At 69.1% G+C, this 11,859-nt stretch carries 12 protein-coding genes; 4 read left to right on the top strand and 8 right to left on the bottom strand.

Annotation, left to right across the window (positions count from 1 at the left end):
- Positions 1 to 2 precede the first annotated feature (2 nt).
- The 7 genes from EV648_RS00295 to EV648_RS00265 all read right to left on the bottom strand — a co-directional run bounded on the left by EV648_RS00295 (position 3) and on the right by EV648_RS00265 (position 6,723).
- Positions 3 to 1,931 (bottom strand): TOMM precursor leader peptide-binding protein, encoded by a 1,929-nt coding sequence (locus tag EV648_RS00295; RefSeq protein WP_158293857.1) that lies wholly within the window; start codon positions 1,929 to 1,931, stop codon positions 3 to 5.
- 147 nt (positions 1,932 to 2,078) lie between these two features.
- Positions 2,079 to 2,264: a hypothetical protein gene (locus EV648_RS00290; RefSeq protein WP_132283866.1), complete on the bottom strand. Its 186-nt coding sequence runs from the start codon at positions 2,262 to 2,264 to the stop codon at positions 2,079 to 2,081.
- Between the two features lie 79 nt (positions 2,265 to 2,343).
- Positions 2,344 to 2,472 carry a hypothetical protein gene (locus tag EV648_RS45000; RefSeq protein WP_370452686.1) on the bottom strand — a complete coding sequence of 43 codons (129 nt, stop codon included), beginning with the start codon at positions 2,470 to 2,472 and terminating at the stop codon, positions 2,344 to 2,346.
- Positions 2,473 to 2,636: 164 nt separating this feature from the next.
- Positions 2,637 to 2,822 (bottom strand): thiazolylpeptide-type bacteriocin, encoded by a 186-nt coding sequence (locus EV648_RS44995; RefSeq protein WP_132283862.1) that lies wholly within the window; start codon positions 2,820 to 2,822, stop codon positions 2,637 to 2,639.
- On the bottom strand, positions 2,822 to 4,882 hold the full coding sequence (locus EV648_RS00275) for a hypothetical protein (protein WP_132283860.1): 2,061 nt from the start codon (positions 4,880 to 4,882) through the stop codon (positions 2,822 to 2,824). Before EV648_RS00275 ends, EV648_RS44995 begins: the two co-directional genes overlap by 1 nt.
- Positions 4,883 to 4,927: 45 nt before the next feature.
- The gene (locus tag EV648_RS00270) at positions 4,928 to 5,761 is read right to left on the bottom strand and encodes an ABC transporter permease subunit (RefSeq protein ID WP_132283858.1); all 834 of its coding nucleotides are present in this window, start codon (positions 5,759 to 5,761) and stop codon (positions 4,928 to 4,930) included.
- Positions 5,758 to 6,723: an ABC transporter ATP-binding protein gene (locus EV648_RS00265; protein WP_241994780.1), complete on the bottom strand. Its 966-nt coding sequence runs from the start codon at positions 6,721 to 6,723 to the stop codon at positions 5,758 to 5,760. The genes EV648_RS00270 and EV648_RS00265 overlap by 4 nt, the downstream gene beginning before the upstream one ends.
- A gap of 587 nt (positions 6,724 to 7,310) precedes the next feature.
- On the opposite strand from EV648_RS00265, the gene EV648_RS00260 reads away from it, so the two are divergent.
- From EV648_RS00260 to EV648_RS00250, 3 genes are read left to right on the top strand one after another with little or no spacing between them, the layout of a single operon-like run.
- Entirely contained in the window at positions 7,311 to 7,808 is a 498-nt protein-coding gene (locus EV648_RS00260; RefSeq protein ID WP_132283856.1) for an RDD family protein, read from the top strand.
- Positions 7,809 to 7,813: 5 nt separating this feature from the next.
- Entirely contained in the window at positions 7,814 to 8,902 is a 1,089-nt protein-coding gene (locus EV648_RS00255; RefSeq protein WP_132283854.1) for a winged helix DNA-binding domain-containing protein, read from the top strand.
- A gap of 59 nt (positions 8,903 to 8,961) precedes the next feature.
- The gene (locus EV648_RS00250) at positions 8,962 to 9,786 is read left to right on the top strand and encodes an aldo/keto reductase (protein ID WP_132283852.1); all 825 of its coding nucleotides are present in this window, start codon (positions 8,962 to 8,964) and stop codon (positions 9,784 to 9,786) included.
- A 3-nt stretch (positions 9,787 to 9,789) separates the two neighbouring features.
- Here EV648_RS00250 and EV648_RS00245 read toward each other — a convergent pair whose 3' ends face one another.
- Positions 9,790 to 10,671, bottom strand: a complete 882-nt coding sequence (locus EV648_RS00245; RefSeq protein ID WP_158293856.1) for a LysR family transcriptional regulator — start codon at positions 10,669 to 10,671, stop codon at positions 9,790 to 9,792.
- Between the two features lie 251 nt (positions 10,672 to 10,922).
- Here EV648_RS00245 and EV648_RS00240 point away from each other — a divergent pair, with 251 nt between their 5' ends.
- Positions 10,923 to 11,834: a LysR family transcriptional regulator gene (locus EV648_RS00240; RefSeq protein ID WP_132283848.1), complete on the top strand. Its 912-nt coding sequence runs from the start codon at positions 10,923 to 10,925 to the stop codon at positions 11,832 to 11,834.
- The last annotated feature ends 25 nt before the right edge of the window (positions 11,835 to 11,859 follow it).

The raw sequence follows: 11,859 nt of genomic DNA, 5'->3' as shown, positions 1-11,859 counted from the left end.
GGCTAGGGGAACGGATGCGGGACGCGGTGCAACTGCTCGGGTGTGAGGGGCTGCGCGGTCAGGCCGCCCTGGTACGGCGCCCACAGCGTCCGCGGCATCGTCCGCACCCGCTGCCGCTGCCAGCCGAAGTCGATCGGGATCAGCCCGGGCACGATCGTCGCCACCGTGTGCAGGCCCATCGCCAGTTGCTCCGGCGTCGTCTGGTCCACCACGACCGTGTCCATGCCCCGGGCCGCGAACAGCGCGACGATCTCCTCGACCGGCTCGCGCAGATCGGTCACCGGCTCCCGGCCGGTGGTCCAGTTGGCGAACGCCTGGTCCAGCGGCGTGACCTCGGACTGGCGCAACCAGTGCTCGGCGTGCTGAGCCATCTCGGGCATGCCGAACAACAGCGCATGGTGCGCCAGCTCGGTGACGTTGCGGTAGTCCGTGACCATCCCCTGTACCTGCCCCAGCGTCTCGCTCACCCGCTCCTCGAAGCCGGTGACGTACGACGCCACCTCACACACAGCAGCCCGTACTGCGTCCGCCGGGTCCAAGGAGGCCCCGCCGGCGAAGCAGAGCGTGCCCAGCCCGCCATCCCGCCGTACGGCGACAGCACCAACGGCGGGGACCGGGAGATCCACGCGGATGTCGAAGCACCGCAGGTCGTAGCCGAGCAGGTCGACGTGGGCGCGCATCTGCCGGACCAGCGGGTGGTCGACGGTGTCGAGGTCGATCTCGGTCGGGGTGAGGCCGCCGTACCAGCTGATCAGGAAGGCGTCCCGCTCGATCAGCTCGAGCTGACCGTGCAGGACGGCCTCGGTGACGGAACTGCCGGAGGCGCAGCCGTTCGAGCACTCCTGCACTGTGTTGCGGTGGTCCTCGCGGTGGTCGAGGTAGTACACGATCTGCTCGGGGACGAGCAGCGGGCGGTGGTCGCGGACGGACCAGCCCCACACCCACGGCACACTCGGGTTCTCCGACCAGGGCACGTACTTGTCCTGGTGCTGTTGGTAGAAGTCGGGTGTGTAGAGGCCGCACTGCTCCATCTCCACGAACGGGACGGTGAGCTCCGTCGCGGTCGCACGCAGGGCCACGTCCACGCGGCGAGGTCGCTGGCCGGCGTCGCGTTCCAGTCCTTCCAGCGCACCGAGGAGCTCGCTGCGCTGGTAGCTCTCGGCGTGGCCGCTCCACCACATCTCGTGCAGGCCGTACTTGCTCCGCACCTCGAAGTGGCCGCTGGCCGGGGCCGTGGCGGTCGCGTGGTAGGCGCGGATCGCCGGGCCGCCGAGCATGCCGCACACTGGGTTGGCGAGCGCGTCCATCGGCAGAGCGAGGTCTTCCGGCTTACGGGACCTGCCGCTGCCGGGACTGGACGCTGGTGTGGACACCAGACGGATCCGTGCATCGTCCGCGGTGTCCGGTTGCGGTTGGGCGCAGGCCTCGCAGGAGGAGTCGCGGATCAACCCGTACCGCTCGACCTTCGCAGTACGGATGTCGATCTCCCAGACCGGGTACGCCGGGCCGCCTAGCGCTTCGGCCGCGGCGCGGGTCACTGCGGCGGCGACGCTCATTGCGTGCGGGCCGGGGACGCTGTGCGGGGTGGTGAGGACACCGTGCGGGTGATCGAGGATGCGGCGCTCGATGGTCGGGCGGCACACGACCCAGCGACGGTCCAGGCAGGTCGGGCACGGTCCGGCACCACCGGGAGTGGCGGCGACCACGAGGGTGCCTGCGTAGAGGCGGATGCTGACAGGGGCGGACTCGCCGGGCCTCGGAGCGCCGATGGTGATCCGCTCTTCCTGGCCGGGCAGGCCGAGTACGGCGACGTCCAGGGCGATCGCGGGGCGGGGTGGCAGCAGGTCGGCAATGGAGCCGCCGACCGTAGCCACCAGTGCCGCGGCATCCGGCGCCACCGAGGGTGCGTGGTGTTCCTCCAACGTCGTCACTGGATGCAGCTCCTTCTCGTTCCTGGACGGGCACCGACAGCAGGGTCGGCGGGCGGAGTACAGACGGTCGCTCGGGGCGGTGAACGGCCGGGACATGCTGCGGACCAGGGCCCTTGGTCCGCAGCACTCAGCTCACTAGCGCGTCGATCAGCCGCAGCTGGACGTGCTGGTGCTCGTCGAGCAGCAGCTGGAGGTGCTGCAGGAGCAGCAGCTGGAACAGCTGCAGGACGAGCTGGTGGCTGCGAGGTCCAGGGACGGATCGGTGATCTCGTCCACCTCGAAGGTGGCGGCCTCGAGGTCGAGCAGTTCGAGGCCGAGCGTCTGAGTGCTCATGGTCGGACTTCCTTCCTGTTTCTGCGCGGCCGTTCAGCCGCGACTGGGCGGTAGCAGTACTTCGGTCCGGACGACGGCATCAGCCGTCGCCGCACCCGGAGTGACGGACGGCTGTCAGCCGCCGCCGCACCCGGTGCTGGTGCTGGTCGAGCAGCAGCTGGACGTGCTGCAGGACGAGCAGCTCGAGCAGGAGCAGCTCGAGCTGCACCAGCCGGCCGCATCCTGGCCGAGATCGACGATGTCCTCGATCTCGAACGTGGCCGTCTCGAGCACGAGCAGCTCTTCGCGGAGCGCCATGGTGGTCACCTCCTTCCTGGGCGGGTTGGGGCCGCCGCCGGTCCGGCGGCGGAACCTGGGGAGGCAGTACCGTGCTCAGCTGGTACTGCTGCAGCTGCAACTGGAACACCCGCAGCAGCTGGACGTGCTGCAGGAGGAGCAGCTCGACGTGCTGGTGCTCGAGCTGCACCAGTCGGCAGCGTCCTGCCCGACGTCGGCGATCTCGTCCACCTCGAAGGTGGCGGTCTCCAGCGACAGCAGCTCGGTGGTCAGGTCGGTCATCAGGACTCCTTCGCGTCAGGGGCGGCGGTGCGGAAGAGCAGGACCCGGGCCACCGAGGTGACGCCGGTCAGGTCTGGCGGGCTGAGGTCGACCGTCGCGGCCCGGCGGCCGGTCGCGGCGAGCTTCGCCAGGATCGCGTCGTCGGCGACGGTGTCGGTCAGCTCGGCTGCCTCGGGAGCAGGTCCGGCGACGAGAGCGCCGCCGAGATCCGCATCCACCCGCAGCTTGTGGTCGACCCGCGCGTACGGCGTACCGGCCAGCTGGCGTTCGCCTACGGCTGTCAGGAGGGCTGCCTCGGCCGCCGCCACCCAGCTGGTCGCGGCCCGGGCGATCAGTTGCCGCTCCACTCCGTTGCTAATGGCAACTACTGCGACCGGTACGGCGCCGCGGGCGAGCTGGAAGTCGACCTTGTCACCGGCGGCGACGAGTTCGTTGAACAGGATCATCAGGCGGCGGTACTGCTGTGGATCCAGCGCCTGGGCGATCAGTTCCTGCGGCACTCGGACAACCGGGAGCTCACCGCTGGCGACCTCCGCGATGGCGGTCGAGCCGACCGCGGCGACGAGAGCTCGCGAGATCGCGGCGGGCGGAGTCGGCGCCGCGGCGAGACCACCCAGGTCCGGCTCGAACTCAGCAGCGTTCCAGTCCAGCGGACCTGCGAGGACCGCGGCACGGTCGATCGCCAACGAAGTCCAGCTCGTCACCTCGTACGCCGCGACCGGTGCTGGACGCGAGGGCCCGGCACCAAGCCACGTCTCGACCTGCTCCGATACGACGTCCTCCGCGCCCGGCGCCGGGGCGGACAGCAGGGAGGAACGCCTGTGGAGATTGAGGGTGTAGCGGATGGCAGCGTCTTCCAGCGAGGCCAGCCTGGCTTCGAGAACGGTTTCCACTCCGAACGTCACGATCGGCTCGGTGGCCGCGGCGGGCGCCCGCAGTACTGCTGTCTTGACCGGGATCTGCGGCACCGCGTCATCGTCGAAGTGCCGGAACAACCCGACCGCGTCCGCCACCACCGGATCGAAACGCCGGTAGGCCCACTCCACCCCACCGTCATCCGCCGGCACCACAGGCTCTTCCGGAGCGGCGGTTTTGGCGGCTGGGAGGGCTGCGGCCGGCGCGGTGGGTTCGACGGCCGGGTGGGGCAGGACGTGTTCGGTGCGGACGGTCAGGCGATCCGGGTCGAGCAGGATCACTGTCCGGTCGAGATCCGAGGGGATACTGCCGGACAACTGCTTGAAGATCTCGAACCCGGCCAGGTTGATCAGCATCGTCGCTGCAACCCTGGGCAACACAGGCCCAGCCGGTGCGGCAGCGGCCCCAGCCACCCCTGCCTGCCAGAGCTCGGCAACCCCGGCCATCCCGTTGTCACTCATCCGCAGCAGAGCGGACTGGATCGACACGGCCCCCTGCCACGGCCCGGCCATCAACCGATCCCCCACCCGAACCAACGGCAGAAAGTCCACCCCAGCCCGGCGGGCCTCTTCAGCCACCTCGAACAACTGCGGCGACGGCCCGTCTAACGCCAGCAGGACAGCCAAATCAGCGTCCGCCGCCTGAGCCGCATCCCACTCAGCATCAACAACTACCCGCACAAACCCACCTGTGCCGACGCCGTTGGCTGTCAGGGCGGTGGCGAGGGTGGTCAGGGCTTGTTGATCGGTGCCGGTGATGAGGACTCGTGCAGCAGCCACGTGGGAGAAGCCGGTGCCGTCGTCGCCGTGGTGCTCCAGGAGCGCGACCTGGCTGGGGAACTTGTCTCGCAGTTCCTTGTCCAGCAGGGCTCCTGGGCCGTCCAGGACGACACCACGCGAGGCGAGGGTGCCGAGCAGGGAGCGGACCGCACCTGCTTGCGCGTCCGGCAGGCCCTCGACGATGTCGGTCAGCAACGTGCTGCCATCGAGATGCGGCAGCAACGCCGACAGGTAGCGGTAGGCGCCGGCACCGCGGATGACGAACGCGCCATCGGAACCACGCACGTACACACCGTCGAGCGTTTCGAGGAAGGCCACGTCCTGGCGCATGCGGGGCCGGACGAGTTCAACGGGCGGGTTGGTCACGGTTCGCTCCTCGGGCGGAAGGAAAGCGGGTCGGTGGGTTCGGGATCAGGTGATGTCGCGCCGGTGCATCAGGACCGCGGCTGCGGTGGTGGTGACGACGAGGTAGGCGACCAGCACCAGGCAGGCGGCCGGTGCGCTCAGGTAGTCGACGACGCCGGGGGTACCGCCGTCGCCCTGGGTCGGTGCGCCGAGACTTCCCACCAGCGAGCCGCTGGCGGAGCCGAGCAGGATATTGCGGACCGGCTCGATCGCCGGGATCACGCCGGCCAGACCGGACAGTGCGTTCTCCAGGCCGAGCGTCCACAGCAGGCCGACCGTGAGAGCGACGGTGGTGCCACGGAAGATGACGCCGAGGGCCGCGCCGACGCTCATCCAGGCGGCCGAGATCAGTACCGCGGCACCGAGCGAGCCGAGCAGTGACGACACGGAGGGCCAGTCGGCGGGGCGGCCTTCGACAGCTGCGATCACAGCCGACGCCAGGGCCGCGGCCACCGCCGCGACCACCGCAATGACGGTCGTCACCATGGCGCCGATGACGAGCTTGGCGAGCAGGACCTGAACCCGGTCCGGTCCCTGGCTGAGCCGCGCGGTCCAGGTCCGCCAGCGGTACTCCGAGCCGGTGACCAGCACTCCGAGGATCAGCATGATCGCGCCGCCGAACAGCGGGTAGCTGCTCAGCGAGGTGGAGGCGAATGCCGCCGGCAACAAGATCCGGAGCAGCTCCGCGCGGCTCGCATCCGCGGGGTCGAGCACGCTGTAGACGATGTAGGGCACGGCGAAGGCGAAGCCCACCACCATCAGCACCCAGGTGGCGCCGACGATCACAGGGGCGAGCCGCTTGCGCATCAGCAGCGCCTCGGCGGCGACGGCGTTGATCACGACTCCTCCTGCTCGTCCTGGTGGGCGGTCAGCGCGAAGAAGACCCCTTCGAGCGTCTGCCGCTCCCGGCGGATCTCGTGCACATCGACCCCGGCCGCGACCAACGCGCGAACCAGCCCGGGAACGTCATCCGGCGCAGTCTCCAGATGCCAATGCCGGTCCTCCCCCTCGCCGACCAACTCAACGGTCAGATCGGCGAGGACTTGTCCGGCTGTTTCCAACGGGGTTGCCCAGATGTCCAGGGCCGTGGTGCCGGGGCGGTCGCGGATGGCGGAGACGGTGTCGTCGGCGATGACCAGGCCGCGGTCGATCACCACCACCCGGTCGCAGATCTGCTGGACCTCGCCGAGCAGGTGCGACGACAGCAGCACCGTCGTACCGGACCTGCCGAGGTCGCGGATCAGCGTGCGCATGGTGGCGACGCCTTCCGGGTCGAGTCCGTTGGTCGGCTCGTCCAGGATCAGCAACGCCGGGTCGCCGAGCAGCGCGGCCGCGACGCCGAGCCGCTGGCCCATCCCGAGCGAGTAGCCGCTGAAACGATCACCGCCGCGATGCTGCAGTTCGACGACCTCGAGCACCCGGTCCACCTCGGCGTCCCGCAGCCCGCGGGCCCTGGCCAGCACCTGGAGATTCGTCCGGCCGGACAGATGCGGGACGAACGCGGGAGTCTCGATCAGAGCACCGATCCGGCGCAGCGCCTGCGGAGATCCGGGAGCCCGGCCGAGCACCCTCACCGAACCGTCGTCCGGCCGGACCAGCCCCAGCAGGATGCGCAGCAGCGTCGTCTTCCCGGCGCCGTTCGGCCCGAGCACCCCGTAGACCTGACCGGGCCGGACCTCGAGGCTGACACCACGCAGCGCCGCGACCGCACCGAAGGACTTGCGCACGGCATCGACCTGCACTGCGAACCCGGTGGCGGTGACGGCGGCGTCCGGTGCCGGCTGGGCTGTCTGGGTGTCCACGATTCCTGCCTTTCGGGATTGTCGCGAGAACAGGAGAACTCGACCGATCGAATGCGCGCACGGCAGCCGCCACCAGGCCAGCTTGTAGGCCCGACAAACGTCGGTGAATTCGGCTCCCCAAAGCCAGGGCCCTGAGGCTAACAGAACAAAAGCGTCGCGGCGAGGGCTTGTTTCGGTGAACTTTCTTCACTCTTCCGGTCACCTGACGGCAACATCTGCGGCACCGGATCTTCAACTCAGCAAGGCGAAACCGCCACCCGACCCGCGTACCGCATTCCATCCTGAGGCACGCCAGGATCACTCCGAGCCCGGTCGGTGCCGTAACCAACGGTCGTCACAATTTGTAATTCAAATGCCCTCCGCGCAACTTTTGGAACACCACATGAATGCACGGTGAAACAGTCATTTCAAACGATTAGTGGCGGCCGTCGGCACAGCCCTCGCATTTTGTCCACCCGGCCGGGCGTGGCGGGAAATCCACACCGGTCGCCCGGAGAGCAGGCGCAGTACGTTCGGGCCTGCCGGAGTTCATCCGAAAGGCAACCTTTTCGCCGGGCGGAACGCTGCCGGTGGCGTAATCTCGGCGCATGCTGACTGCGCGACGCGGCCTTGCCACGGCAATCGATTACGCGGCGCTGGCCGCACCACTGGCCCTGCTGGCCGGTCTCGCGGTCGCCCGGCGACGACGAAACCCCGCGGCGATCGGACCCGCACCCTCGCCGGCGAAGGTCCGTCTACTGGTCGCGGCAGGCCTGACGATTCCCCTCAGCGGCCTGCTGGCAGCCGCCGAAGCGACCGGCGGATCACCCGGGAAACGCGCCCTCGGACTCACTCTGAGTGACGACAAGACAGCAGAGCGGCCCACCTTCCCGCAGGCCCTTACCCGGACTCTGCTGAAGACAGCACTGCCCTGGGAGCTCGGACATCAGGCCGTCTGGGAGTTCCGCGCGGACAACACCTCCCGCGGCGCTGTGCTGGCTACCGGCGCCTACGCCGCCCTCGGGTGGCAAGCCTGGTCGATCGCCAGAGGCGGCGGTCGGACCTACCCCGACCGCGTCGCCGGCACCCGCGTCACCCAGGACTGATGGCCATGACCGTTCTCAACGCGAAGGCCGTGAACCGGGCGACGCTGGCCCGGCAACTGCTCATGGAGCGCTCCGACCTCAGCCCGACCGACGCGGTAGCACGACTGGCCGGGATGCAGGGCCAGGAGCCGAAACACCCGTACGTCGGGCTGTGGTCTCGGTTGCAAGGATTCGACGACGAGCAACTCACCGCGGCCGTGCAGGATCGCGAGGTGGTCCGGGCGACGCTGTACCGCGGCACGCTCCACCTGGTCACGGCCGAGGACTACCTGCGCTTCCGGACCACGCTGAGCCCGGTGCTCGAGTCGGGGCTGAAGCTGCTGGGCGACCGGGCCGAAGGACTCGAGCCGGAGAAGGTCGTGGCCGCCGCCAGAAAGATCCTGGCGAAGGAGCCGCTGACGTTCACCGAGGTGCGGGACGCCCTGCAGAAGCAGTTCCCGGCGGCGAACGACCGGGCGCTGGGGTTCTGCACGCGGATGCTCGTGCCGCTGGTGATGTTCCCGGTGGACACCCGGTGGGGCTGGTCCGCGAACGCCAAGTTCACCCCGGCCGAGGAATGGCTCGGGGCGAAGCTCCGGCGGAGCGCAGTACCGGGGGAGTTGGTGGTCCGCTATCTGGAGGCGTTCGGGCCGGCCACGCCCGCGGACTTCCAGACCTGGTCAGGGCTGCCGAAGGCGAAAGCGTTGTTCGACCAGGTCGAGCTCGAGGAGTTCGCCGACGAGAACGGCAAAACTCTGTACGACGTACAGAGTGGGCCGCGGCCGGATCCGGACACGCCCGTGCCGGTGCGGTTCCTGCCTGAGTTCGACAATCTGCTGCTGGCGCATGCGAAACGCGAGCGGATCATCGCCGACGAACACCGTCCTGCCGTGTTCACGAAGAACCTGCGGATCAAGTCGACGTACCTGGTCGACGGGCTGGTCGCGGGCCTGTGGACGGCCGAGAAGAAGCGCGGTGTGGCGACACTCACGCTGACCCCGTTCGGCCGGACGCTGAAGCGGACGGCGGCCGAGCTGGAGCGTGAAGGCACCGCGTTGCTGCGCTTCCTGGAGCCGGATGCGAAGAACCACGAGGTGGTTACGGCTGGTGGATGAGGTTGTTGTCACACGTCGGATGACTGGGCTTGAGGGCCGCGGCCCAGTGGAATAGGCAGATGAGCACAGTCCCCACGATCACTCTGGACAACGGCGTCGAGATCCCGCAGCTGGGCCTGGGGGTCTGGCAGGTCGAGGACGAGATCGTCACCGACGTCGTCAAGGCGGCCTTCGAGTCCGGCTACCGGCACATCGACACGGCCGCCATCTACGGCAACGAGGAAGGCGTCGGCCGGGCCATCGCCGACTCCGGCCTCCCCCGCGACGAGCTCTTCATCACCACCAAGGTCTGGAACAGCGACCAGGGCTACGACTCCACTCTGCGGGCGTTCGACGCCAGCCTCGGGCGGCTCGGCCTCGACTCCGTCGATCTGTACCTGATCCACTGGCAGGCGCTGAAGAAGGACAAGTACGTCGAGACCTGGAAGGCGTTCGAGCAGCTGTACGCCGACAAGCGGGTGCGCGCGATCGGCGTCTCCAACTTCCACATCCCTGCCCTGCAGCGGTTGTTCGACGAGACCGACCTGCGCCCGGCGGTGAACCAGATCGAGCTGCACCCGGCCCTGCCGCAGGACGAGCTGCGCGCGTTCAACGCCGAGAACGACATCGTCACCGAGTCGTGGAGCCCGCTCGCGTCGGGTGAGCTGCTCGGCGACCCGACGCTGAAGGCGCTCGCGGACAAGCACGGCAAGTCGCAGGCCCAGGTGGTCATCCGCTGGCACCTGCAGCTCGGCAACGTGGTGATCCCGAAGTCCAAGACGCCGAGCCGGATCGCCGAGAACATCGCCGTCTTCGACTTCACCCTGGACAACGACGACATGGCCGCGATCGCCGACCTCGAGACCGGCGTCCGCACCGGCGGCGACCCCGACACCTTCGGCTGATCCTCAGCGGGTTTCTGGGCCTCGGACGAGGTCCAGAAACCTTGCCAGCACAGGCGAACGGTTCTCCGGCGACCACGCCACGGACAGCTCCCACGGCGGCAGGTCATCGGACAACTCGCGGTACACCACGGCCTCCGGGTCGATCCGCGGCGTCGGCGCGACGAGCAGCGAGACGCCCAGGCCGGCCGCGACGAGTGACACGATCGTCTGCACGTCCGCGGCCTCCTGCGTCACCTCAGGCTCGAACCCGGCCGCTCTGCAATGGCCGACGATCGTGTCGAAGACGGTCGGCCCGGTTGCCCGCGTGTAGAGCACGAACGGATCCTCGGCCAGATCGGCCAAGCTGATCCGCTTCCGTCGAGCGAGCCGATGCACGGTCGGCAGAGCCGCCACCAGCGGATCCCGCGAGATCACCCGCGTCTCCAGCCCTCGGGCCACTCCCAGGCGGAAGAGGCCGACGTCGATCCGGCCCTCGCGCAGCGCTTCGGTCTGGCGGATTGTGGTCATCGTCTCCAGGTCGAGCACCACGTCCGGATTGGCTGCGCGGAACGCACCGAGCAGACGCGGCAAGACTTCGAACGTCGCCGACTGCACGAACCGCAGTCGCAACGTCCCCAGTTCACCCCGATGCACCCGCTGCGCATCGCGAACTGCCTCGTCCGCCCGCTCCAGCAACTGCCGTGCGTCGACGAGGAAGCTCTCCCCGGCCGCCGTCAGTACGAAGCGCTTCTTCACCCGGGCGAAGAGTTCGACGCCGAGGTCATGCTCGAGCGCCGCGATCTGCCGGCTCAGCGACGGCTGGGTCAGATGCAGCCTGGTCGCCGCCCGGCCCACGTTCAGCTCGTCCGCGACCACGACGAAGGATCGGAGCAGGCGCAGTTCCATGGCGTACATCATGCATCGTGCGTATCAACTCTGCCCATAAGTTTCATTGGACGTATCAATCCGCCGGTCCTTAGGTTCGAAGGGACGAAAGGAACCGACGATGTACCTCTTCCCGATCACCGTCATCGACAAGGTCGCCCGAGAGTCCCGGTCCGGGATGGCCGGGGCGCCCGTCCAGCCCTACGTTCCGCCTCGTCGCTCCCGCTGGTTCGCCGACCGCCGGGGGCAGCCGTTGTGCGAAGCTGAGCCCCGTGATCGAAGTCCGAAGATTGCGGGTGCTGCGAGCACTTGCTGATCACGGCACCGTGACGGCGGCCGCCGAGGTGCTGCACCTGACCCCGTCGGCCGTCTCCCAGCAGTTGGCGGCACTGGAGTCCGAGGTCGGTCAGGAACTCCTCGAGCGCCGCGGCCGCCGGGTCGCGATCACCTCGGCCGGGCGGCTGCTCCTCGAGCACGCGGACACGATCCTGACCGAGGTCGAGCGCGCCGAGGAAGCCATGCGCCGGCACGCCGAGGGCGCCACCGGAGAGATCCGCGTCGCCGCCTTCTCGACCGCCATCAGCCTGCTGGTGGCACCTTCCCTGGTCAGTCTCCGAGCGAGTACGCCGGGCCTGCGCCTCGTAGTACGGGATGTCGAAGGCCATCAGGGCATCACCCAGCTCCTCGACGGCGAGGTCGAGCTGGCCATCGCCGTCGAACACCGGGGCACCCCACGCGCCGACGACGAGCGCCTGACCCGGATCCCCTTGTACGCCGAGCCTTTCGTGGCCGTGATCCCCTCGACCCACCCCGCGGCCGATGCTCAGTCCGTCGACCTGACCGCGCTGTCGGCCGACGACTGGGTGATGACGTCGATCGGGAACCCGCTGCGCGACGTAGTACTGCTGGCGTGTGAGCAGGCTGGGTTCCAGCCGCGCATCGTGCACACCTCCGACGACTTCCACTCGGTCGCGGCCCTCGTCGCCGCCAACGCCGGCGTCTCCCTCATCCCCCGCCTGGCCGTCCCCACCCCGAGCCCCGCCGTCATCCGCCCCCTCACCGACCCACCCCCGGTACGCCGCGTCTTCGCCGCCACCCGCCGGGGTCAGGCCGACAACCCCCTGATCGCCGCCACCCTGAAAACCCTCGCCGAAACCGCGGCCGACCTACCGCTGACTTTCTAGCAACCGCCGAGAGCAAGGAACCCGA

It is taken from the genome of Kribbella sp. VKM Ac-2568, from assembly GCF_004345365.1.
In the GTDB taxonomy this organism is placed as follows: domain Bacteria; phylum Actinomycetota; class Actinomycetes; order Propionibacteriales; family Kribbellaceae; genus Kribbella; species Kribbella orskensis.
The sequence above is the reverse complement of the archived record's forward strand: the minus strand, read 5'-3'. Positions and strand labels throughout refer to the sequence as shown.